This is a genomic window from Prevotella sp. FD3004 (assembly GCF_000746155.1).
GTDB lineage: Bacteria > Bacteroidota > Bacteroidia > Bacteroidales > Bacteroidaceae > Prevotella.
Genome location: NZ_JQKR01000011.1, coordinates 228395 through 254115, shown reverse-complemented (window position 1 = coordinate 254115; position 25721 = coordinate 228395). Strand labels below are relative to the sequence as shown.

The window sequence follows — 25721 nt, the reverse complement described above, 5'->3', positions numbered from 1 at the left end:
CAAAGGTAGCACAAAAAACAATACCAGTCAAGAAACAGGAAGTTGCTTATTCTTAATTCATGTTAAGGTAGTCCATAAGACCGCAACTCAGATAACATGCAGGCCGAGGAAGACCATGAGGCCGTTCATCAGAATCCAGAAGATGGCGAAAGGCATGGTCTTACGCATGATATCGCCATCCTGGCCCTCCATGTCACAGGCTGCCGTGGCGATGGCTATCGACTGGGGCGAGAGCAGTTTACCGCCCTCAGAACCGGCACAGTTGGCGGCAGCCAGCCAGTTGGTCTCGTTACCCGTCACACCAAAGAACGTACCCTGGTTAACCAATCCGAGGTCGCTGGCTGCGGTGGCCTGGAGCTTACCAAACAGGATGTTGGCATTGGTGGCACTGCCCGTAACGAAGGTACCGATAGAACCGATGAGAGGAGCAAAGAACGGGAAAGCAGCACCTGTGAGCAACACAAGGCCCTTGGCAATATCATTTGTCATACCCGTATTATTCATCAGCATGGCCATAGCCACCAAACAGCAGATGGTGACAACCGTCTTCTGAAGATTAAGCGTGGTCTTGGCCAGCAGCTTCATCAGACTGCCAAAGCTCATGCCCTGAATCAAGCCTCCAATCACGGCACCAAGGAATATCATCAATCCCGCATTAGACAACCAGCCGAACTTAAAGGTGTTGCCAATAACGGGCAGGTCGAACTTAGAGACGAGGGTGCTTCCAAGCAGTTCGTTGACGGGAGGCACTATCTTCGAAGATATCAGGATGAAGAAAATGATAAGACCGTAGACACTCCAAGCCTTAAGCGTCTTGCCAACGCCAAACTTCTTCTTATCAACCTTCACCTCGTCGGCAGGATTCTCTTCGCGGATGAACAGCTTGTTATAGATAAGCATGGCGATGATGGCTGCTACAGAGCCAAGAATGGCGGGAGTCTCAGGACCAATCCAATGGGCACAGCAGAACTGCACCACGATAGAGAAGGCGCCGACAAACAGGGCTATGGAGAGATTCTTCAGCACCTTAGTCCGATCGGTCATCATGAGGATGAGGAACGGGGTGATGAAGAACATCAGCGACAGCTGTAATATAATAAAGGTGGCCACCTCGCAGAGTTCCTCAGGCGTAGCGACGCCACTGGCAGCTACCTGATTGGCCAATGTGGTGGCAGGAAGACCTACGGCACCGAAGCCAACGGCAACAGTATTGGCAACCAGACAGATGACAGCCGAGAACATCGGCTTGAAGCCAAGGCCTATCAGGATGGCTGCAGGAATGGCAACCGCAGTGCCGAAACCTGCCATACCCTCAAGCACACCACCAAGACCCCAAGTCAGAAGCAGAACCAGCAGGCCCTTGTCGGAGGTCATCTGGATGAACTGCGCCTTGATGGTCTCTATCTCCTTGGTCTCGCAAAGGATGTTGTAGCTGAAGATGGCACAGATGATGATCAGAATAATGGGGAAGCATGCCTTAAGAAGCCCCTCAACCACCGACCACAGGGTGATGCCATAGACAGAGAGACCAGCATACTTCTCAGGCATGATGCCCATGGCCGGAACAGCAAACAGGGCCAGAAGAATCGTTACAACAAGCGTGACAATAGCACTCTTGTAACCAGACACCTTGAAGCCCATCATGAGGACAATGAGCAACAGAATAGGAATAACAGATACTAATGCTGTCATAGGTCTTTAGTAATTTGATTGTTATTATTATATAGAATTGTTTCGAAGTTGTTGGATTTCTGCGGACAAATATACGATAATTATCCGACATTCAGGGATTCTTTTAGTGAAAAAAACGAAAATGAAGAGAATCTTTTCACCTTTCACTTCTCATTTTACGCTTCTTTTTGTATATTTGCCCCATAGTAATACACAACTAACAAATACCTATAACGGCCTATGATCAGTCAGTTTTTATCAGACCTCAGAGGATTTATGCCTTCTGACCGTATTTACACCGATGAACTCCGCACGTTGGCATGGGGCACCGATGCCAGTTTCTATCGTCAGATTCCGAAAGTCGTGATTCGCAGCGACGGTGAGGAGGAGATTGCCAAGATCGTAAAGACATGTAAGAAACATAACCTACCCTACACCTTCCGCGCAGCAGGCACCTCGCTCTCAGGACAGAGCTGTACCGACTCGGTACTCATCGTAGCAGGCAAACACTGGGAAGGTTTCTCTCTTTCGCCAGACGGCGAAAGCATAAGACTTCAGCCTGGCATCGTAGGTGCCAAGGTGAACGAGATACTGAAGCCCTATGGACGTGTGTTTCCACCCGACCCCGCTTCGATAGGAAGTGCAATGGTGGGCGGCATCGTCATCAACAATGCCTCGGGGATGAACTGCGGCGTACACGCCAACAGCGACCGTATGCTTCTCTCCGCAAGAGTCATCCTGACGGATGGTACTATTCTGGATACCGGTGATGCCCAGAGTCGCGAAGCCTTCCGTCAGAGTCATCCTGACTTCCTGAAGAAGATTGAAGACCTCCGCGACAAGGTGCGCGCAGATAAGGAGCTGGCCGATCGCATCAGTAAGAAATACAGTATTAAGAATGTGACAGGTCTTAACCTCCGTCCGCTGATTGCCTATGACGATCCTTTCGACATCATCGCACACTCAATGGTAGGCAGTGAAGGAACGCTGGCTTTCCTCTCTGAAGTAACGATGAAGACACTCTCCGACTATAAGTACAAGGCCTCAGCCATGGTGTACTTCCTTACAATGAAGGAGAGTTGCGAGGCTGTGGTGGCCATGAAGAAGCTGAAAGCAGGCGACGAAGACGTGAAGATGAGCGCAGAACAGCTGATGGTGAAAAGTGCTGAGATGCTCGACTACATGTCGCTGAGTTCGGTGGATGACCCCGTGTTCCTGCAATATAAGAAAGATGTGGATGCCGGTAAGATAGAGGGTGTGGAACCTGGTGACTATCACAACTTGACAGCTATCCTTACTGAGACAAAGGGTATCACCCACGAACAGCTCCTGGAGAAGATCGGGAAAATCAAGGAGTGTCTGGGGCAGTTCAGGCTTTACATACCTGCTGACTTCACTGAGGACCCCGCCGTATACGGAAAGTACTGGGCCATCCGTTCAGGAATCTTCCCCAGCGTGGGAGGCACACGCCCTGTAGGCACATCATGTCTGATTGAGGATGTGGCATTCCCCATTGAAAGTCTGCCTGAGGCAACGGTGAAGCTTCAGAAACTGATAGCCGATCACGGCTACAACGACGCATGTATTTACGGACATGCCTTCGAGGGGAACTACCACTTCATTCTGAACCAGAGCTTTGCTGACGAGCACGAGGTGGCCCGCTATGCTGAGATGATGCGCGACGTGGCCAAGTTGGTCGTGGAGGGATACGACGGTTCGCTGAAGGCCGAACATGGCACTGGGCGCAACATGGCACCGTTTGTGAGATATGAGTGGGGCGAGAAAGCCTATGAGGTCATGAAGGAACTGAAAGCCATCTTCGATCCTGAAGGACTGCTGAACCAAGGAGTGATATTCAACGATGATCCCGACTGTTTTATCAAATGCCTGAAGCCGCTGCCTGTGCTCGACTACGATTTCGACAAGGTGCCTGATGGCGGACATTACCTGATGGACCCGAAGCTGTCAACATCAAAGGAGACCATCGAACAGGTGAAACGCGCCAACAAGTGTATAGAATGCGGATTCTGCGAAGTGAACTGTATGTCGTGCGGACTTACCCTGTCGTCGAGGATGCGCATCGCCGTACAGCGTGAGATCCGCGAACTGGAAGCTACAGGACGCGATCCACAGAGAGCCGCCACCTTACGCAAGCAATACAAGTATTATGGCGACCAGACATGCGCTACGGACGGGCTCTGCTCAACCTCGTGTCCAATGAAGATCAATACAGGAGAACTGACCCATCTGATCCGTCAGATGGATATGCTAAACAACACTGTAGGTTATCAGATAGGTGAGTTTGCAGCCAACCACATGGCGGGCATCAAGAGCGGCCTCCGCGTGGTGCTCGACGTGGCTCATGCCGCCCATGTCACATTAGGGCCTACGCTCATGACCACCATCTGTCGGACGATGAACAAGATGGGACTGCCCCTGTGGACCACGGCCATGCCCCGCAAGAAGCGCCAGCCTAAGAAATCAGACCTTACGCAGTTCATCATCGAGAAGTCTGTGCCTCAGCATGAGAAGGAGCACTCCGATTTGAAGGTCGTCTACTTCCCCAGTTGCATCAACCAGACAATGGGACTCGCAAAGGAGGCTCCCGTAAAGCATGCGCTCGTCGACGAGGTGATTCAGCTGATGGCTAAGGCAGGCTACGAGGTGATATTCCCAGAAGGTATGGAACGTATGTGTTGCGGACAAATCTGGGAGAGTAAGGGTATGCTCGACATTGCCGACCGCAAGAGCGCCGAGTTGGAAGCCGCTCTATGGAAGGCCTCCGAGCAGGGGAAATACCCAGTCCTCTGCGCTCAAAGTCCATGTTTACACCGCATGCGCAAAGTGATGATGAAGGCTGCGAATGAGCGAGAGCAGGCTCGAGCGAAGCTCAAGCTCTACGAACCTGCCGAGTTTATCATGACATACCTGGTTGACCGCCTCGATTTCCATCCTATCGACAAGCCTGTAGCCCTGCACCTGACATGCTCGACACGGCAGATGGGTGTCGACAAGGATATGGTAGCCTTGGCTAAGCTCTGTTCTTCCAACGTCTTTCTGCCCGAGGGAGTGGGCTGTTGCGGCTTTGCCGGTGACAGAGGATTCACCTTCCCGGAGATGAACAGCTATGCTTTGAGAAAGTTGCGCCCGCAGATTGAGAAGAACAAGATAGAGGTAGGCTATTCGAACAGTCGTACGTGTGAGATCGGTCTCGAAACAAATACCGGCATCCCCTACATGAGCATCATCTATCTGGTGAATCAATGTACAACGCCCAAAAAGTCCGGAACATAACAAATCGTCACTTTTTTGTCTGATTTTGTGTTAATCTGATAACAATTAGGGCGAAAAATTTGGTTATTCGCTCTTTTTGCACTATCTTTGCGGCCAAATTTAGGCAGTTAGTAATATTTTTATAATAAAAGATGTCAAACAATAACTCATTCGTTGGTTCGAAAATCAAGGGACTTCGTGAATCAAAGAATCTCTCTATCGAGGAGATTGCAGAGCGTAGTGGTCTGACGACAGACCAGATTAATACAATCGAGAACGGCCAGACCATGCCTTCGCTGGGGCCGCTGATCAAGATTGCAAGAGCTCTGGGTGTCAGACTAGGAACATTTATGGACGATAACGATGCCCTAGGCCCTGTGGTTTGTCGTGCTGAGGATCGCGAGAAAGACAGCAGCATCAGTTTCTCTAATGGTGCAACCGATGCCCGCAAGCACATGGAGTATCACCCACTGGCACAGCAGAAGGCCGGACGCCACATGGAACCGTTCGTTATCGACATCAACCCCGAAAACAGTCCGGAGTTTCAGCTCTCAGCCCATGAAGGCGAGGAATTTATATACGTGATGCAGGGCGAGGTAGAGATTGTCTACGGCAAAGACACATACAACCTGAAAGAAGGCGACTCTATCTTCTACGACTCTATCGTAAAGCACCATGTGCACGGTGCCCCTGGCAAGAGCGCAAAAATCTTAGCAGTAGTATATATTCCTTTCTAAAGTATGAGCAACGTAAGATTAGACATGGCGGGCAGACCATTGCCCGATAGAACATACCCGGCAGAGACGGGATCGGAGGGATATAAACTATGGGAAAGGACACTCGGAGAGTGGCTTGAGTACTGGGCAGAGACCACACCTGATAAGGAATATATCGTTTACTCTGATCGCGACCTCAGATTTACATGGTCGAAATTCAACGAACGTGTGGACAATCTTGCCAAGGGTCTGATCAGCATTGGTGTGAAGAAGGGTTCGAACGTAGGCATCTGGGCAACGAATGTGCCCGACTGGCTGACTTTTCTCTATGCTACCGCAAAGATCGGCGCCGTACTGGTAACGGTGAACACCAACTACAAGCAGAATGAGTTGGAGTATCTGTGTAAGGACTCTGACATGGAGGTGCTCTGTATCACCGATGGCACATGGGACTGTAACTATGTTGACATGACCTACACCATGCTGCCCGAGCTGAAGACCTGCGAGCGCGGACACCTGAACAGCGAGCGATTCCCCTACCTTAAGAACGTAGTATATATAGGTATGGAGAAGTATCGCGGTATGTACAACACCGCCGAGCTGCTGTTACTTGGACAGAACATCGAAGACGAGACGCTGAACGAGATGAAGAAACAGGTGAGCTGCTACGATGTGTGCAACATGCAGTACACCAGCGGCACCACGGGATTCCCCAAGGGCGTGATGCTCACCCACTTCGGTATCGCCAACGACGGCTACTTCACTGGCGAGAACATGGGCTTTACACAGGACGACAAGCTTTGCGTCTGTGTGCCTCTGTTCCACTGCTTCGGTGTGGTACTGGCAACAATGAACTGTCTGACACACGGATGTACCGAGGTGATGGTTGAGAAGTTCGACCCACTGGTAGTGCTGGCCTCTATCCACAAAGAGCGTTGTACCGCCGTTTATGGTGTACCCACGATGTTTATCGCAGAGCTTAACCATCCTATGTTTAATATGTTCGACCTGACAAGTCTGCGTACAGGTATCATGGCAGGCAGTCTGTGTCCTATTGAACTGATGAAACAGGTATCAGAGAAGATGTATCTTACCATTACCAGTGTGTATGGCCTTACGGAGTCGTCGCCCGGCATGACGCAGACCTGTCTGAACGACACCTTCGAGCAGCGTTGTACCACCGTTGGTCGCGACTTTCCGTTTGTAGACGTGAAAGTGCTTGACCCGGAAACAGGCGAGGAGTGTCCCGTGGGCGTACAGGGTGAGATGTGCTGTAAGGGCTTCAATGTGATGAAGGGTTACTACAAGAACCCAACAGCTACAGCCGAGGTCATCGACAAGAACGGCTATCTGCACTCGGGCGACCTGGGTGTAAAGGACGAGCAGGGATTCTACAAGATTACAGGCCGTATCAAGGACATGATTATCCGTGGTGGTGAGAATATCTATCCACGCGAAATAGAGGAATTCCTTTATCACATGCCTGGCATCCGTGATGTACAGGTGGCAGCTGTGCCATCGAAGAAATACGGTGAGGCCGTTGGTGCCTTCATCATTCTGGAAGAGGGTGTCAAGATGGAACCCGAGGACGTACAGGAGTTCTGCCGTGGCAAGATTGCCCGCTACAAGATTCCCAAGTACGTGTTCTTCATCGATCAGTTCCCTCTCACAGGTTCTGGCAAAATTCAGAAGTTCAAGCTCAAGGAAATGAGTCTCGAACTCTGTAAGAAGCAAGGAATAGAAGTGATATAATCATAAAAAAGGAAGCCGTTTAAAGCTTCCTTTTTTTAATGTCTGAGTGTCATGATCTTCGATGGACAAGCCAGAGTACACTTGCCACATTTGATGCAATCGGGATGCAAGTAGCCGACAGCCTCACCACGACTGTCGTAAGGTGTGAGTTGCATGGGGCATACACGAGCACAGCTCTTACACTTCATCTGGCATGCACTCGAAACGTGGATGTTCGTGAACGCCTGAGGCAATGGCGCATTTTTTGGGGCCACCCAACTGGAGATGGTTCCCATAGGACAAAACGAGCACCAAGTGCGTGGCGCATAAATGAACGAAAGTATTACGCCCACGATGGTGGTCATGACAATAATGGTCCAGAACACACGACCGATATCTCCCCAAAGCGCCCATCCGCCTTCACTCCAACGAGCTTGACTCAGCTGTATGCCAAACATGGTAAAGATGAATATCACCATGAACAGTCGGAAACCAAACGTACGCACAAACTTAGGTATTTCGCGATGAGGCGAATACTTTGAAAGCAGTCTGTCGTACATATTGCCACGCGGACACACGTGTCCACACCACCAGCGGCCCTTCCAGATGCTGGTCAGTACAGGCCCTATCATACAGATAAGTGCCAGAAGTCCTATCACGGGAAAGAACCAGCCTAGGATGATATATGCGATGATAATCCAATAAAGCGGAATCCCCGGACTTTCAAAATGACGGTGAAAACGTTTCTTATTTGCCATAATCTCATCTTTTATATCGTTTGCGATGCAAAGGTAAGAATAATAATTTATATCGCAAGCGATTTACCTAAAACTTTAAGAGACTTTAACTATATATCGTTTGCGATATTATAAGATTATATCCCCTTAGTATTTCACAAAACTTATTAAAACATTCAGCCAAATGATGATTATTAGCAGAAATATCACTATATTTGCTACCACAATCACAAAACATTTAATTTCACATTAATTATCATGAATAAGAAACTAGCTTTCGGTGCCTTTGTCGCACTGTTAACCATGGCAGGATGTTCTGGTAAGACAGAGTCGGCCCCAACAACATCACCGTCGTTCGACGAAGTATTAACATCAAGAAGAAGTGTCCGTAGTTACGATGCCACCAAGAAAATATCGGAGGCAGAAGTACGCGAACTTCTCACCGCAACTCAGGAGGCCCCTTCGTGGGCAAACCAGCAGCCAACAAAGTATTATGTGGCTATTGGCAAAGAGAAACTGGCAGCAGCCATGGAAATGATAGGAGGTAATAAAGAGCGTGTGGCGGAAGCCCCCGTACTGATTGTCTCTACCTTTGAGCGTGGCAAGTCGGGCTTCTTTCAGGGTCATCAGACTAATGAAGTCGGTGACGGTTGGGGAGCATACGATAATGGTCTGAGCAACTGTTATCTGATATTGAAAGCAAGGGCCATGGGCTTCGACACACTCATTATGGGTATGCGCGACGCAGATAAACTAAGAGAGTTGTTCAGTATTCCAGAAAACGAAACCATTATGGCTGTTATCGCTTTGGGATACAGAGCTGGAGAACCCAACCGTCCAGAGAGAAGGGATCTGGATGATATCGTGAAATTCTTCTGAATATTCAGAAAGCATGAAGAAATAATCTTCATGCTTTCTTTTCTTTTGCATTCTTTGCGAATTCAAACAGCGACAAGGGCAAATGGCAGTAGCCTGTAGGATTCTTGTCGAGATAATCCTGATGATATTCTTCTGCTGTATAGAAGTTCTTCAAAGGCAACTTCTCAACAACAAATGTCTGCTGATAATTTCTCTGCTCTTCATCATACACTTTATTAATAATATCAAGGTCAGTTGCTTCTGTGTAGTAAATACCCGTACGATATCGGGTACCCTCATCATGCCCTTGTTTGTTCAAACTCGTAGGATCAATAGCCTTGAAGAACATCTGCAATAGGAATTCAAGGCTTATCACATCGGGGTTATACTTCACATGCACCGTCTCAGCAAACCCTGTCTGATCGGTATACACTTCTTTATACGTAGGATTCTCAGTATGTCCGTTGGCAAATCCAACCTCAGTTTCTACTACGCCCTCAATCTGTTTGAAGTAATGTTCAGTACCCCAGAAACAGCCTCCAGCAAGGTAAATGTCTTTTGTCATATTAATAATCTTAATTTAATCCGACGCAAAATTAAGAATAACCAATGAAATATTGCCATCTTTACCCCAACAATTACGATACTTTATGATTTGAATAGAAAAAGAGCAACCCATCAAGGTTGCTCTTCTCTATTTAACAGGCGCATGGCACGCTTATAGTTTTCACTATCTCCCATCTGTTCGATGAGCACCTGATCAACACGTTTAATCCTTTCATTATAAGCATTGAACGTTTCCTCCTGTTTCTCGGGGTGGTAAGTCAGCCGCAATGGTGTAGCCTCAAGATAACCGAAGTCCTCAGTATAAACCATACCAGCTTCGTGCTGCTTATAGTCCCTCACCATCGTTTGAATGTGGCGGAAGTCTGCCTTGACGCCATCCACCAAGACATAGTCGGCAGGCATCTCAATATCGACTGTAACACCAGAGGCACAGTCAACCATACCCAGGTCGATTGTGGTTTCGAGATTCATACCATCATAGGTAAATGGCAACTCCTTACCTTGACAACTTATGCTGACTGGTGCCTTCTGACAAGGCAGCGCCATATAGTATTGACGTTGAACAGGCATATCCTTGTATTGTCCCTTACGTGGGCCAATTGTGACACTCAGCTTGTTCCCTTCACGAGTATACGAAAGAGGCGTTGTAGCATATTCCGTCACATAGTTTTTATCCTCGCCATTGTCTTCATAGAGTTTAAAGAAGCCGTTTTCCCCACCAGGGAACACACGTACCGTTACAGCTTGATTAGTGCCTGACAGATTCTTAAGCTTACCAAAATATGGAATAATGCTTCCAGCCTTGATATAGACAGGGTATTCATCCATCGTAAAGCGGCGTTCGTAGATTCTGCCTCCTTGTAGCATCTTACCCGTCTCGTACTCCAACCACTCTCCTGCTGGCAACCAGACCTTCACTGTTGCATAGCCGTCATTGGGGTTCACCTCGTCAGTGACAGGAGCAATCAACATATGATCGCCAAACATATACTCTTCTTTGAACTCATAAGACTCCCGAACCTCCGGATAGTCATAATACAGTGGACGGCAGAGCGAAAGTCCTTCTTCGTAGGTCTTACGCGCCATTGTATATATATAAGGTACGAGTGCATAACGACCATTGATAACATTAGCCAGACGCTGCTGAGTGTCTTGTCCGAATGCCCAAGGTTCCTTGTTCAGACTTGGGTCTTTGGTACTATGTGAACGGATGATGGGCAGATACTGTCCCATCTGCATAGCACGCGTATAGAGTTGAGGTTCCACGGGCGATCCCCACTGTTTGCTCTGATGTCCGCCAATATCATGACTCCAGTAGCCGTATAGCACATTCGATGCTGTAGAGTTGAAATACGGCAGGAACTTCAAGCTCTCCCAAGTGATGAACGAGTCGCCAGAAAAGCCAACCTGATAACGGTGATTACCCAATCCGCCCCAACGATGATATAACATCGGACGTTTATTACCATTACGTTCCATATCCGTGAACCAAATATAATTGCACCAGAACACATTATCAAGGTCTTTTACAGCACGGTCTTTCTCCCACTGCTGCCAGTCGAGCCACCAGAAGTCAACACCCTCATCCATATAGTTATGGAGATACGTATCGAAAATGGCCTTCACATATTGCTTGTCAGAGCCAAGCCATTCATGGGCCTTACCATCGTCCTTGCCCAGGCGCTGCATAAACTCCTTATACTTCTTCTCATAAGGGCGTACACCATCTGCCGGATGCAGATTCATTGTAGCTTTCACACCTTGTTCATCAAGGTACTTCAAGAATGCCTTATAGTCAGGGAATAGACGTTCGTTCCAGTCCCATCCCGTCCATCCCCCGCCAGCCTCAGGGCTGATGGGATGCCAGTCCATATCGATGACCAGCACATCTAATGGAAGATCCAGACGCTGGAAGTTACCAATTAAATCACGGAAATCCTGATCACTATAGCTCCAATAACGGCTCCACCAGTAACCGAATGTGTAACGTGGCGGCAGAGGAACCTTACCAGCAAACTTCGTGTAAGAATTAAGCGCACCTTTGTAATCGTGTCCGTATGCCATGAAATACCAGTCTTGGGCCCCTTCGGCACTCTTGCGCTCTGTCACCCAATCCCAATCCTTAGCTCCATCGAAAAGCAGGCTCTTACTATCATCGATGAGCGTCCAGCCATCGGTTGCCAACAAACCATCCTCGATAGGCATCTCATGCTTTGGAGTACTATATTGATACTCTGAGCCATCATAGCCGTCAAGCGTGCGATATGTTCCTTTCAGGTTACCCGTCTGTTTCATGCCTGGTTTCCAAACGAAAGACTTTGAGATAGTCTTGGCACTACTAATCGTCAGGTTTTCCTTGCTAAAAGGCCCTGTTCCCTTCTTGTAAACCAACTTCAACTTAGAGGTGTTGATTACAACCTGTTTTGTATTATTCTTGATGTTGTAATTCACTTTGGGATACTCACGTATCACGGCCATGAAACTCTTGTTATCAACAAACTTGCCATCTGGCGCATATTCCAGACGAAGCGTACCTTCATCAATTAAAGTAAAACGAACATTGGCATCCTGATACACAACATTTGCCAAAGTCTGCAAACTGCACAACAGCAGCAGTACACCGCAAAAGACCTTCCTGATATTCATTCTCATAATTACTTCTGATTAAACAACGGACAGCGACTCTCGACAGAAGACTGACCACCAGAAACCAAGGGCCACCCATCGTACCACTCTACACGATCCATCAACACCTGTCGACCGGCATCTGGATCTTTACGCATATAACCATGATAAATCATCCAATCCTGACCTTCATCGTCGGTTATGAACTCGGCGTTATGACCAGGGCCTGCCACATTGTTACTGCCATGCAGCAGCACATCGAAGTTGCCATCAAGCATACGTTTGCCGTCCTTTGTAACGTACGGGCCAAACAGATTCTCTGAACGTCCGTAGATAACCTGATAGGTACTGTTGTTACCCTCGCAGCAAGAACCGTTTGAACCAAAGAGATAATAATAACCATCACGACGATGGATATATGTAGCTTCCATCTGGTTGCCAGCTATCTGCACAGGCTTGGCACCGGGTTTAAGCGTGAGGCCATCGGCACTCAGTTCTATACCATAGATACCATGGAACGAGCCCCAGAACAGATACTTCTTACCACCATCCTCGATATAGAAGGGATCGATACAGTTCTGTATGCCGATATCTTCGCTGATAAACAGCGCTCCATGATCAGTGTAAGGTCCCTGTGGCTGGGTGGCAGAGGCAACACCAAGTCCGCAAGTCCACTCACCACCCCATGTCGATTTAGAGTAATAGAGCATATATTTACCATCAACATAGTTGATATCGGGTGCCCAGATACCACCACCAGGGTTCCACTTGGGGCGACTCTCATCAGTAAAAGCCGTACCTACATACTGCCATTTAAGCAAATCGGTTGAACGATAGATGGGCAGGTTGCGGACATCCTCGGTAGCAAAGAGATAGAACACACCATCGGGCGACTTTACTATAGAAGGATCTGGCAACGACACAGGAATAATGGGGTTTTGATATTTCTTCACTATAGGTGTGGGGGTAATATCACGAGATTGCCCACCGTCCGAAGACGGTGAGCATCCCAAAACAGGCATTATACTAACAATTATACTAACTATAGAAAACATGTAACTTCTTTTTTTTATTACTAACATATTACCAACCAGGATTTTGTGTGAGATTAGGATTACGCTCCAATTCGCCCTGTGGCACAGCAAACAGCTTCACGTGCTCACCAATGTAGTTATTGGTGTAGCGCTTGGTACCCCATATCTCAGTCATACCATTAGCACCATTAAGCTGTGAAGGCTCGCTAACCAGTGTGCGGTTGGTGCCCAACTTACGATCGAGCCATGTATCCCAACGCAGCTGCTTCCAATAGAGCTGACCTTCGCCACAAAGTTCCCAGCCATACTCGTTACGGATACGCTCACGCATATTATCCTGACCGGTTACCTTGGTGTACTCGTTGCTATTGAGTAAAGCCAGTCCGGGGATACGGGCACGAACCATGTTGATGTACTTAACAGCCTCATCGGTCTTTCCCTGCTCGTTCAAAGCCTCAGCTAATGAAATCAGCGCACCGGCATAACGGAAGATTGGTGTATCGATATCACTGTTCAAGCCATTCTTGGTTTCGCGACCCTCGGGCACAAACTTACGCCACAGGTAGTAGAAGCGGTCGTTGGTATCGGTACGCAGATCGTAAGGAGCGGCATTATCCGAACCAATGTAAGGCCAGCGCAGGGTGTAATCCCAGCAGTCGGCAGTTGAACCACCTTTATAAGTAGAGTATGGAGTGATGAAGTTCATCAACATACGTGGGTCGCGGTTCTGATAGATAGCCAGGATGCGAGCCTCGTTGCCATCCTTATCATACTGACTCATGTCGGCACCATAGGTTACCATCTGCTGGTAGCCAGCCTTCAGCTTATCGCTGGCAGCATTAGGATCAAGACCATCGCGGAGGAAGTAAACCGAACGGGCCTTGGGATCCATCTTTGAGTAACCGGGGAACACCTCGTCCATATTGAATGGCTTACCATCGGCATATTCGTATGAGTCAACAAAGTAAGGATTAGGAATCAGGTTGTTCCAGCAACCAAAGCCATCGGCTGTATAAGTGTTACGGTTACCGTGTGTACGACCTAACAGCGATCCCATACCCTCCTCGTCGGTATACTGATACTGGAAGATATACTCATCGTTGCGCTCATTGGCAGCCTTGAACATATTCTTATAATCAGGGAACAGCTGGAAGCCCATGGTAGTGATGGCGGTGAAATCAGCAGCAGCTTTATCCCAGTCCTTCAGCCACATGTAAACCTGACCACGCAGATAGTAGGCACAAGCCTTGGTTACACGACCGTAGTTTTTATCAGAGGTAGCATATTTATTAGGCAGACTGGGCTCGTTGATAGCCTCAGAGCAATCCTTGATAATCTGCTGCCATACCTCATCGGCAGTGTTACGGGGCTTGGTGTCCTCACCATACTCTACGGGTTCGGTGTAGATGGGCACACCACGCCACAGCACGTTAGCACGATAGTAAGCCCAGGCACGCAGGAACTTGCACTCAGCAATATCGCGTGCACGCTCGCTGGCCGACATAGCCTCGCATCTATCCAGATTATTTATCACGTTGCTGGTACGATAGATTTCCTCGTACAGGCGCTTCCACCAGTCGTTGAATCCCCAGTAAGTAGCATTACAACGGCCACGGGCCCAGTCGTAGCCACCCCAGTTAGCATCCAGATCGCAAACATCGGTGGCAGCATCAAAGTTCTGCCAGTCGGGGCACTCGCCCTGCTGCTCCCAGTAAAAACGTTCGTAGGCACCATTCACCACGGCATCAGCCATGTTATAGGTACTCCATACCAAGTCGGTACCTACACGGTCGGAAGGTTGAGTATCCAAGAAGTCGGCATTACAAGCCGTGAGTGCGACACTCGAGGCAGCCAGTATAAGACTGCGGCACATTTTATTGATTATTTTCTTTTCCATATTGGTTATTCATTGTTGATGGTTAAAATGTTACATTCAGTCCGAATGAGAGCTGGCGCATAGTAGCATAACCCTCACCAGAGCGCATTTCTGGATCAAGTCCGGGGAAGCTAGTGATAGTCCACAGGTTCTCGCCCGAGAAGTAAACACGCAGGTTCTCGGCATAGATCTTTCTGCTGATGTTCTTTGGCAATGTGTAACCGATAGTCAGGTTACGCAGCTTCAGGTAATCACAGCTATAGAGATGGAATGTATTGTCAAGCGCATCACTCATACTTGGATTCTCGAGCGACATACGTGGATTCTTCGAAGTGATGTTGGTACGAGGATCGTTGGGGTTGTTAGGATCATAGTAGTAGTGATCATCGGCAATCCACTGTGGGATGCTCAAACCAAACACTACGTTAGATGAGTTCTGGCCAATCTCACGCCAGTAGGTTGAGAAACCTGTGGCACCACCCCAGTTCATCGAGAGGTCGATGCCCTTCCACTCTGCATGCATCTGCATACCGAAGGTGAACTTAGGCACGTTCGACTCGCCCATGAACTTCTGGTCATGACTGCCACCATATACTTTATCGCCATTAGTGTCGGCGTAGATATATTCACCATACCAGATTGCATTCTGAGTTACAGCGTGCTGTGGCTCAAACGAGTAGCCGGCAGCAATCATATCCTGTACCCACTTCAGATCCTCGGGAGTACGAATCATACCATCGCGTGGACCACCATTAGGGTTAACCACACCGTTGGCATCGTAATAAGTACCTGTACCACTATAGATAGGATATACATAGAACTCGTTCATCATGTGTCCTTCAACCAGGCGCTGTGTGCCACCCGACGAAACCTCACCAAGGTTAGAGTAGTACACGTTAGGATCGGGATTGTTAGGATCGGCACCCCATCCTTGGATGATGCCACCCTTATAATCAGTTACAAGGTTCTTGTTGAACGAACCATTGACAGCTACGCCATAGGTTACGTCGCCAATCTTATCCTCCCAACGGAAAGTTGCTTCAAAACCGCGGTTGCTTACACCGGCCAGATTCTGTAGAGGAGCCACTTTATCACCGAAGATAAGTCCGATTGATGGACGGTAGAGGATACCTGAGGTCTGCTTGTCGTAGTAGTCGATGACACCCGACAGACGACCACCAAGGGTACTGAAGTCGAGACCAACGTTGAAAGTCTTTGTTGTCTCCCATGTTACGTTCATATTAGGCAGATTCTTCAGATAGAAACGCGGTACCTTTTTGCCACCCATGGTGGTATAGCCTGTCTCGTACCACGACTGATAAGCATAATTATCAACCGATGAATTACCCAACTTACCATAAGAGGCACGCAGTTTCAGATTGTCGAACACATTGAGGAATGAGTTCTTTGCAAAGTTTTCTTCACTGATGCGCCATCCTGCCGATGCTGAGGGGAAGAAGCCCCAACGGTTGTCGGGTGAGAAGCGTGACGAACCGTCGTAACGGAAGTTAGCCTCCAACAGGTAACGTGAATCGTAAGCATAGTTCAGTCGGCCGAACCATGAACGATAGGTATAACCGGTAAAGTTACCACGTGTGTATTCCTCAGATGTCAGGGTGTTCAGGTCGGTCAGTGTGGCATCAATCATACCCATCTTCTTCACATCGGTATTACCATCGCTGTTCTTACCTTCCTCGAAACCTACCAGTGCACCAACATCGTGCTTCTGGGCAAAAGTATGTGCCCAGTTCAGGGTGTTGGTAATCTTCCAGTTATAGTAGTGATGATAGTACATATAGCTTGAGAGCGCCTCGAGTGCAGCAGGCGATGCTACTACCTCGTTACGGCTGAAGCTATAACTCTCGTTCTGACCGTCGGTATACTTATGACGGGTATTGAAATAGTCGTAACCAAAGGTTGTCTTGAAGGTAAAGTCCTTCAGGAACTTAACCTGAGCATAGGTTGTGGTGTAAGCGTGGGTCGTCTTATAATAGCTGTCACCATCGCCATTCAGCAACTGCATGGGGTTGTGGGCAGCACCATCCTCAACCGAAGTCTCGATTCCGCCGAACTTACCATCGTAGTAAGGATAGATACCTGGAACGGTCTTCAGAAACTCCCAGCTCGACAGGGCATCTACATTATTACGGTCGCGGTCGCTGTGTGTACCCCATACCTGAGCACCCAGCTGTAACCAGTTTGTTACATCCGAAATCAACTTCAGGTTGATAGAGTACTTTTGCTCGCCAGAGCGAACAATCATACCAGGATTATCGAGATAGGTTAATCCAAGGTTATAACGTGTGCGGGTATCCTTACCCGACAGAGAGATGGCATGCTCCTGCATCACCTTGGTCTGGTAAATCTCATCATACCAGTCGGTGTTTGGATAAGCCACGTAGTTGGGATAGCCCGACTCGGCAATGCCATTGGGATTAGCCTCAGCCTGACGCCACTGATCAATCACGCTTTGTGGATATTTTCCTGCAGTACCGATGTTCTCGCTGGCCTCGTTCACCATCTCCATATAGTCGGCATAGTTCGACATAAAGCGAACCAGCTTTGAGGGTTTATTAATTGACAAACGACCAGTATAGGTAACACTGACTTTGCCTTCGGTTCCGCTCTTAGTGGTTACAAGAATAACGCCATTAGCACCACGGTTACCATAGATAGCACACGAGGCAGCATCCTTCAAAACAGAGATGCTCTCAATATCCATCGGATTAACATCCGAGAGACTCATCTCCATACCATCTACCAATACCAATGGACTGGCGTCGTTCATGGTTCCTACACCACGAATGTTAACGGAGAAGTTCTCAGCGCCAGGCTTACCAGAGCCCTGCAGAATATCAAGACCTGCAGCCATACCCTGAAGAGCTTGGGCAACAGTAGTTACAGGACGTGATTTTGTTTCTTTAGCCAAGTCAACAGAAACCACCGAACCTGTAAGGTTGACCTTTTTCTGAGTGCCATAACCAACAACCACGATTTCGTTAAGTTCGTTTTTATCCTCTTTCATCGCGATTGTCATGTTGTTGGCTGCTCGGCTGGTAACATCCACATAACCAATATAAGTGAATGTAATCTGAGCATCAGACTTACTGAGAGTCAGACTAAACCGACCATCCATGTCTGTAACTGCAGCATTCTTTGTACCGAGTTCCTTGACTGTGACGCCAATCAACGGTTCACCACTTTCATCAACGACGCGACCACTGACAGCCCTCTCCTGCTGGGTGACAGAAACGACGTTGGAATGAACCGACATAGCCAGTTTACGTTCGGCTAAGGTTGGCGAAGCTGTCATCAAGAGAGCCGCGCCTGCCAACGAGACAATTAATCTTTTTTCCATTTTGATTTTTAGGTTTAATGTTTGAAGTTATTTTATTAGAAAGTCATCTGTTCGGGTTGGTGAATACATCTCCCAAAGTGAGGCTATTGTCCAACCTGGTGCAAAGAGATTGTTATAGAACCCCTTGCCGTTCATACCGTAATCCCATGTGGTGTGCTGCACCACCTCTGGATAGAAACCGGGGACGGCGATACCACAAAGGCGCTCGGGTGTAGGCATCAGCTGTGAGAGTGAGTTAAAGATCACGTCGTGCATCTGCAGGAAACGCTGGTTACCCCTCTGCTGTCCAAGCCAATTCACGATGTGTGGCAACTCGAATACAAACACATCAATATGGTTGTTCTCTACCGATACGTTACTCCAGCCACGGGTTTTCAATCCTAAGTCGCCTAACATCTGCCCCTGTGCAAAGGGCACATCCCACATGTAATACCACGACAGGGCAAAGTAGGCAGCCTTTTCGCACAGATCGATATAACGCTGACGCTCCTTGCCTTTGGTTACAGCTGCCAGGTAATAGGTAGCGGTAACGGCAGCAATAGCGGCCTCTTTATCCTCGCAGTTTGCATCGAGGGTTGATGAGAAGTAATCACTCTTTGAGATGATATTCTTCTCCAGATAGTCAACAGTGCGGCGGGCAGCCTCCAGGTACTGTTTCTTACCGAAGTAGCGATAACCCATCACCAAGGCTGAGGTAGATGATGGTGTGCTACCACCAGTACCATCCACATCGGTACCATCGTCATGATATTTACGGGCAAAGCTACCATCGGCCTTCTGCAGTTTCAGAAAACCATCCAATATACCTTTGATACGTGCCTCCCACTGAGGATGGCGACGACCATGTGCCTTCTCGTACTTAAGATACAACAGAATGGCATAAACGCCCTCTGACTGCTGACGGATAGAATGAACCACCTTATCATCGGTTGGGAAACCGCGAGTAAAGTTCACGTTATCATAGAAGTAGCCAGCACTAGTAAGACCATGTTGCAGATAACTCTCCAGGATTTCGTCACCCATGGTTACGAGATCCTGCTCGCCATGAAGTTCGCCATATTCGATGGCATTGAAAGCATTGAGCAGCACACGACCACAGAAACCAACCTGTGCCTCGGGGAAAGGCTTGCAATCGCTGGTAAGCAGGGTGTGTCCCGAGTTGTACTTCAAGGGATAGTTGCTTACATACGACTGGCGGAAATAGTTGGTCAGACCCTTCTTCATCTCCTCAGGCGTAAAGAGTGGCTTCAGGGGCTGTGGATTCAGGTTGTCGAAGCAACGCTGCCACATCAGTGTAACGTGCTCGCCAAAGCTCTTAGCTTCGGTCTGACTGATGCGCCACTGGATAGTCTTGGTCTCACCTTTTTCGATTTTGGCGAAAGCAAATACAGGGGCAGCGAGAGTAAGCTTACGGATGTAGCGTTTAGGCGTCTCAATGTAAGGATAGCCGAAAGTAAGTTTGGCCTCAGCCTGTTCACAATCCAGACCTAAGTAGCCTAACGATGTTTCGCCACTCAGGATAATCTCGCCAGCCTGATGGGTGGTCATACACTCCTGCGGACGGTCAAGCGTACGCATCACTGCTACCGACTTTCCGTTAGCCTCATCATACAAACTGGTCATGGGCGACGACAGACGATCCTCGCGGAAGTTCCAGCTCTTCGAAGTGTGGAAAGCAGGTGCCTCCTTAGGCGAACGCAGGTTGCGATGATACCAGAAACCTGGCAGATAGAACTCACTATCGGCCGACTTGATGCCTGTAGCAAGCTGAGCACCGAAGTTGTAATACGTTGTAGCATCGGCCTTGATGGTTACCGTGTAAAGCTGGTCGGCCCCATCGGTTGAGAGCTGTGCGCTGATGTGCAGAGGCAGCGCCTCGCTCTTAGCAGCTTTCAACTGGTTACCATCGGCATGCAGGCTGATAACCTTTGCCTCATTGCCTGGCTGTTTGATACTGATCTGCGTCTGGATATTAATAGCAGATGCACTCATAGTCAAAGCAGCCAAGGCTGTTGTTATGAATTTTCTTTTGTACATATGAATAGGGTTGATTTATAAATTCTTACTTCTTATACAGATAATAGAAACTACCTGCTTTAATGGTAAATGTACCTGCGTCTTGAATCATTTCAACCAAGGCAGTCTTCCTCGGGCTCACCTCGGTCAGACTATTATGGGTATGAAACACATAATTCCAATGACCTTGCGCATCCTTGAACATATCGCCATGACCTGTCCCATAACGGCCAATATTTGCTCGGTTAATAACAGAATAGTCTGATTTTATCCATGGTCCGTAAGGCGACGATGCGGTAGCAATGCCTACGGCATAGTCGATATTACGGAAATCATTGGCCGAGTAGAACATATAATAAGTATCACCTATATGAAGAACAGTCGGGCCCTCTGTCACCCCCCATGTGACATGTTGTGTGTTTTCCCATTCTTCAGTAGCACTGATACACTCTGTAGCAGTCTCTTCCCTGACATTCATCAAATCATCAGTCATCTCTGCAACAAAGATACGATTTCCATTTTGTAGCCGTACATGATAGAGGTATGCCTTACCATCAGAGTCTATAAACACATATGGATCGATAGCCTTGCATGGCATTTCAATCATTTTTTTCACGTTCTGGGAAAATGGTCCCTGCGGTGAAGAAGCCATTGCAACGGCAATCTGTTCATTAGCAGTATAGAACATATAATAGGTATCATTACGCTTCATCACTTGAGGGGCCCAAAAGCCCATAGTACCAAACGATGTTTCACCAGTAAGGCAGAATCCACCATTCCGACCAACAGGTCCCTCCCAAGTTTTCAAGTCATTCGAATGATAGACAAGAAAGCCTTTGTCTGATTGACTTCCAGTACCATACAAATAATAGGTGCTATCGGTATCCATAAAAATAGTCGGGTCGGCCTCTGTTAAGATATTCTGTTCTTGAGATGACGGTTCGACTTCTACTGGCAATAGGTTATTGCATGTTTCATTCGTACTGCATGATGGCAAAACTGAAATAGCGGCCATCATGGCTGTCAATTTTAACTTTCTTCTCTGATACATTTAATTATATTGGCTTTAGCGTTTTTTCTGCTGCAAAAGTAGTAAAAAAGCAAATTGGCAGCGGGTAATTTTGTTTTTGAAATCTGTATTATTGTTCAAAATACAGAAATCATGAACAAAAATCAAGATTCTCTCGAAATTATTCATTATATTTGCACTCAGAAAACAAATCTGAAAGCAAATGAGACATCTAACGGTTATCTTAACATGGCTCATAATAAGTATGGCAATACAAGCTGCCGATTTCAAGTTCCAACACCTTAATACCTCTTATGGACTACCCAACCAGCAAGTAGAGGCTATCGTGCAGGATCAGGATGGTTATATATGGATAGGTACGCGTAACGGATTGGCAAAATTTGACGGATATAATGTTGAGACTTATTATCATGTGGAGGGGCAATACAACTCGCTCGTCCACAATTTTGTGCATGGACTCTTTGTTGATTCGAAACACCGACTATGGGTTAGTACCGAAAATGGCGTGAGCAGATACAGACCTGAGACAGATGATTTCCATAGTTATTACAACGTAAGAGGATACTGCACCAGTTTTGTAGAGACAAACGACGGTCGCGTCATGACTGGATATGGTCAACTGTTTGCGTACGATGAGCATGTCGACTCGTTTCTGGTGATTCCTTCGCTTAATGCCGGAACAATTGCTTCGCTGTCAAAGGATAAGACTGGAAACATCTATGTATCGGCCAGCCAGATGATATTCTCACTGGATGCCAGCCTTACCAAAATACAACCACTTGATGTTACTATCAATGGCGGACTGCCTGTAAGTCATACTGCCATACTGCCGTTGTTAGTTGATTCCAAACAGCGGCTATGGATAGGATGTAACGATGGTAGCGTTATTTGCAAAGATTTGAAAGCTCATACTCAGCAGCATTATGCTTCCAACAAACTCACAGGCGGCATTGTCAGAGTGATTGTCGAGGATAAACAGCACCGTATATGGTTTGGAACTGAGAATGGTATTTTGACGATGAATCCTGATGGCAGTACCATCCTCACACAGAAAGGCTATGATAGCGACGGGCTCTCTGACAATGCGGTATACAGCATCCTTTCCGACAGGCAGAATAACATCTGGATTGGCTCTTATTTCGGCGGCGTCGACTACCTGTTGAGTCAGAAACCTCAGTTCAGACAATTCCAACCCAGCGCCGCAAAGGGTGAACTGAAAGCACGCATACCGCGAATGATTACCGAGTCATCACCTGGTGTGTTTTGGATTGCAACAGAAGATCAGGGTATAAACATCTACAATTCTATATCTGGTCAGTTCACGTCGTTTAATGACATTCCCAGTCTTGATAAGAACACACATAGCATCTATTATGACAGAACTGCAAATGAGGTTTGGATCGGAACCAGATTCAAAGGACTCTTCAAGTACAATCTACTGACTCATAAGACCGCACAATACTTCTGCACCAAAGGTTTAACCTCTGAGGGAATCTTCTATCTCACCCGCGACAAAAACGGACGATTATGGGTGGCTACCATGGAAGGACTGAGATATTATGACGATAAGACAGACACCTTCCGCACATTGGGACACGACATTCTTGACGGTACCTTTATATACTCCCTGTTTGTCGACCGACACAACCAACTATGGGCATGCACTGTGGCCGACGGACTCTTCTGTATCAGCAACGATAAGATAACGAACTATACCCGACAAAGCGGCTGCGGACTGAACGACAATTATATCATTACAGCTCTTGAGGACTCTAGAGGACGCTTATGGATTGGAACAAATAATCATGGACTATTCTGGCTCGACAGTAAAAGCGGCAAGGTTCACCAGGCTGGAACGTGGATGCCACTGCAGGCAACGATATGTAGCATCGTTGAAGACAAGTCAGGTTGCCTTTGGATAGGAACCGATCGTGGACTCTTTTGCCACCGTCTTTCTGATGAGCACACACGACGCTTCTCGGCTGGCACCGAATTACCTGTTAATCAGTTCAATTTCACTTCTTCATACCTGGCATCTGACGGACATATTATCATGGGAACATTTGATGGCCTCATTTCATTTCACCCCATGAAGATGCACACTGAAGCAAGAAATCTGCAGGTACACTTCAGGAAACTCATTGTAAACAACCAACAGGTAATGCCCCTCAGCCAAGTCATCGACTCTCCCCTGAGCACTCAGATTGACTATGCTGACCATATCACACTCACCTATGAAGAATCACACTCTTTCCATATTGAATACGGAGTCATCAGGCCCGAGAGTGTACAGGGCGTACAATATCAGATTCGTGTAGACGGCATTGACAACACATGGCGCAATGTAGGCTCAGAGCGCAGTTTCTTCGGATATCTGCTCAGCCCTGGTACCTATGTCCTGCATGTTAGGGCAAACACAAGCGACAGCGATTGGGACATGTGTCCGGAGCGCACTTTGAAAATTATCATCAAAGCGCCCTTTTACCGCTCAACCCTCGCCTACATCATCTATCTGCTATGTCTCGCTGGCCTGGTTGTTGGAGCACTTCTTTTCTACAACATGCGCATGAAGGAACAGGCCAAGATACGCTACGCAACGATGGAGAAGACAAAGGTAGAGGAAATCGACAAAGCGAAATCAAGTTTCTTTACAATGGTTTCACATGAGTTAAAGACACCTCTCGCGCTCATCATGGCTCCACTAAAAAGCATCCGTTCCAACCAACTGGATAAAGAAGTGAGTGAATCGCTCAACATGGCTATACGCAACTGTTCAAAGATGGAACACCTGATAAACCAGCTTGTAACGTTCAATAAAATCGAGTCTGACAATTTTCCTTTCTATGTTCAGCAAGGCAATCCCGTGGAGTTTGTTGCAATGATGGCCGATAATTTCAATGAGGCTATCGCATCAAAGGGACAGAACCTGATAACCAACTGTATGGACAATGGCGAGGAGGGGTGGTTCTCTCCCTCATATATTGAGCATATTCTCAATAATCTCATGTCAAACGCCATGAAGTTTACGGGGCATGGAGGAACCATCACTATTAATGCCGAGATAATCCAATTGCCAGAATCTTCGGACCTTTACCTTAAGATGCAAGTTTCTGATACAGGCATTGGCATCATCAAGGAAGAGCAGGAGAATATCTTCAGTCGTTATTATCAGACCAAACGCGGTTACAACACGAATAGCAGCGGATGGGGCATAGGTCTGGCACTCGTACGCCGTTTGGCTGAGATACATAAGGGATCCGTGTCTGTTGAGAGTGAATTAGGCAGAGGGAGCACATTCACCATATTACTTAACATCTCAGGCAATGCATTCTCTGAAAAAGCCAAAATCTCGTCCGACAACGAGTTGGTGTCTGTCAAGAATTACCTCAGCAATTTGGATATGAATACAGAAGCTATCTCCGACAACGCCATATCAAAGGCCAAGGTTGCCGTAGAAGCTACAAGACACAAGCACACCTTGCTTGTCGTAGAAGATAATGACGACATGCTTAAATTCCTCGAACAGCTATTTACCACCCAATACAATGTAGTGACAGCATCTGACGGACAGCAGGCTTGGGACATTGCCATCAGTCGCCATGATATTGATTTGGTTGTGTCAGATGTTATGATGCCCAACATGACAGGAGCGGAACTCTGTAACATGATGAAAAGCAACATGGGTACATCCCACATCCCTATCATTCTACTTACCGCAAAAAGCGATCCCGAGGATATCAAGGATGGTTACCGCAACGGTGCCGATATCTATATTTCCAAGCCTTTCGATCCTGAAGCACTATGCCTGCAAATCGAGAATCTGCTACGCCTTATACAGAATCGTCAGAAGAGAATCTTCGATGGAGGTGAGGAAGCAGTGAAGGACAATGAGAGCCTGACACAGATTGACAAAGACTTTATACAGCATCTAATAGAACTCGTAGATGAAAACATCGGCAATGCAAACTTCTCGGTAACAGACATCACCATACAGTTAGGCATGAGCAGAAGTCTTCTGCACACAAAGATGAAAAGCCTGATGAACATCTCGGCAGGAGACTACATTCGCCACAAGCGTATCCAAAAAGCCTGCCAGATGATTGCAGAGGGACACAATGTGTCAGAAACGGCTTACAGTTGTGGATTCTCTGACCCCAACTACTTCTCAAAAGTATTCAAAAAAATGGTTGGCACTGCACCCTCCGATTATCTAAAAGGATAAAAATAAT

Annotated in this window: 14 protein-coding genes; 5 read left to right on the top strand and 9 right to left on the bottom strand. The window is 47.5% G+C overall.

Annotated elements, in window-relative coordinates; genetic code table 11:
- Positions 1–87: 87 nt before the first annotated feature.
- Positions 88–1692, bottom strand: coding sequence for an L-lactate permease (locus T325_RS03380; RefSeq protein ID WP_036910403.1), 1605 nt, complete (start codon positions 1690–1692; stop codon positions 88–90).
- Positions 1693–1911: 219 nt separating this feature from the next.
- Between T325_RS03380 and T325_RS03375 the strand changes: the two genes are divergently transcribed.
- From T325_RS03375 to T325_RS03365, 3 genes are all read left to right on the top strand, one after another.
- On the top strand, positions 1912–4965 hold the full coding sequence (locus tag T325_RS03375; RefSeq protein ID WP_036910401.1) for an FAD-binding and (Fe-S)-binding domain-containing protein: 3054 nt from the start codon (positions 1912–1914) through the stop codon (positions 4963–4965).
- Between the two features lie 131 nt (positions 4966–5096).
- Positions 5097–5681, top strand: coding sequence for a helix-turn-helix domain-containing protein (locus T325_RS03370; RefSeq protein ID WP_036910399.1), 585 nt, complete (start codon positions 5097–5099; stop codon positions 5679–5681).
- Positions 5682–5705: 24 nt separating this feature from the next.
- The gene (locus T325_RS03365) at positions 5706–7412 is read left to right on the top strand and encodes an AMP-binding protein (RefSeq protein ID WP_051949683.1); all 1707 of its coding nucleotides are present in this window, start codon (positions 5706–5708) and stop codon (positions 7410–7412) included.
- Between the two features lie 35 nt (positions 7413–7447).
- On the opposite strand, the gene T325_RS03360 is transcribed toward T325_RS03365, so the two are convergent.
- A complete protein-coding gene (locus T325_RS03360) occupies positions 7448–8149 on the bottom strand; it encodes a 4Fe-4S binding protein (RefSeq protein WP_051949679.1) in 702 nt (233 codons plus the stop codon).
- Positions 8150–8386: 237 nt separating this feature from the next.
- Between T325_RS03360 and T325_RS03355 the strand changes: the two genes are divergently transcribed.
- The gene (locus T325_RS03355; RefSeq protein ID WP_051949678.1) at positions 8387–9007 is read left to right on the top strand and encodes a nitroreductase family protein; all 621 of its coding nucleotides are present in this window, start codon (positions 8387–8389) and stop codon (positions 9005–9007) included.
- 28 nt (positions 9008–9035) lie between these two features.
- On the opposite strand, the gene msrA is transcribed toward T325_RS03355, so the two are convergent.
- The 7 genes from msrA to T325_RS03320 all read right to left on the bottom strand — a co-directional run bounded on the left by msrA (position 9036) and on the right by T325_RS03320 (position 21477).
- The gene (gene msrA / locus T325_RS03350; RefSeq protein ID WP_036910398.1) at positions 9036–9551 is read right to left on the bottom strand and encodes a peptide-methionine (S)-S-oxide reductase MsrA; all 516 of its coding nucleotides are present in this window, start codon (positions 9549–9551) and stop codon (positions 9036–9038) included.
- A gap of 113 nt (positions 9552–9664) precedes the next feature.
- Positions 9665–12205, bottom strand: coding sequence for a glycoside hydrolase family 31 protein (locus T325_RS03345; protein ID WP_051949677.1), 2541 nt, complete (start codon positions 12203–12205; stop codon positions 9665–9667).
- Between the two features lie 2 nt (positions 12206–12207).
- Complete coding sequence (locus T325_RS03340) at positions 12208–13260, bottom strand: family 43 glycosylhydrolase (protein ID WP_036910396.1); 1053 nt, start codon at positions 13258–13260, stop codon at positions 12208–12210.
- Position 13261: 1 nt separating this feature from the next.
- Positions 13262–15109, bottom strand: coding sequence for a RagB/SusD family nutrient uptake outer membrane protein (locus T325_RS03335; RefSeq protein ID WP_036910394.1), 1848 nt, complete (start codon positions 15107–15109; stop codon positions 13262–13264).
- Between the two features lie 22 nt (positions 15110–15131).
- A complete protein-coding gene (locus tag T325_RS03330) occupies positions 15132–18446 on the bottom strand; it encodes a SusC/RagA family TonB-linked outer membrane protein (protein ID WP_036910392.1) in 3315 nt (1104 codons plus the stop codon).
- Positions 18447–18473: 27 nt separating this feature from the next.
- Entirely contained in the window at positions 18474–20483 is a 2010-nt protein-coding gene (locus T325_RS03325; protein ID WP_036910390.1) for a hypothetical protein, read from the bottom strand.
- A 25-nt stretch (positions 20484–20508) separates the two neighbouring features.
- Complete coding sequence (locus T325_RS03320) at positions 20509–21477, bottom strand: glycoside hydrolase family 43 protein (RefSeq protein WP_255327765.1); 969 nt, start codon at positions 21475–21477, stop codon at positions 20509–20511.
- Between the two features lie 259 nt (positions 21478–21736).
- Here T325_RS03320 and T325_RS03315 point away from each other — a divergent pair, with 259 nt between their 5' ends.
- Positions 21737–25714, top strand: a complete 3978-nt coding sequence (locus tag T325_RS03315; RefSeq protein ID WP_197051307.1) for a two-component regulator propeller domain-containing protein — start codon at positions 21737–21739, stop codon at positions 25712–25714.
- The last annotated feature ends 7 nt before the right edge of the window (positions 25715–25721 follow it).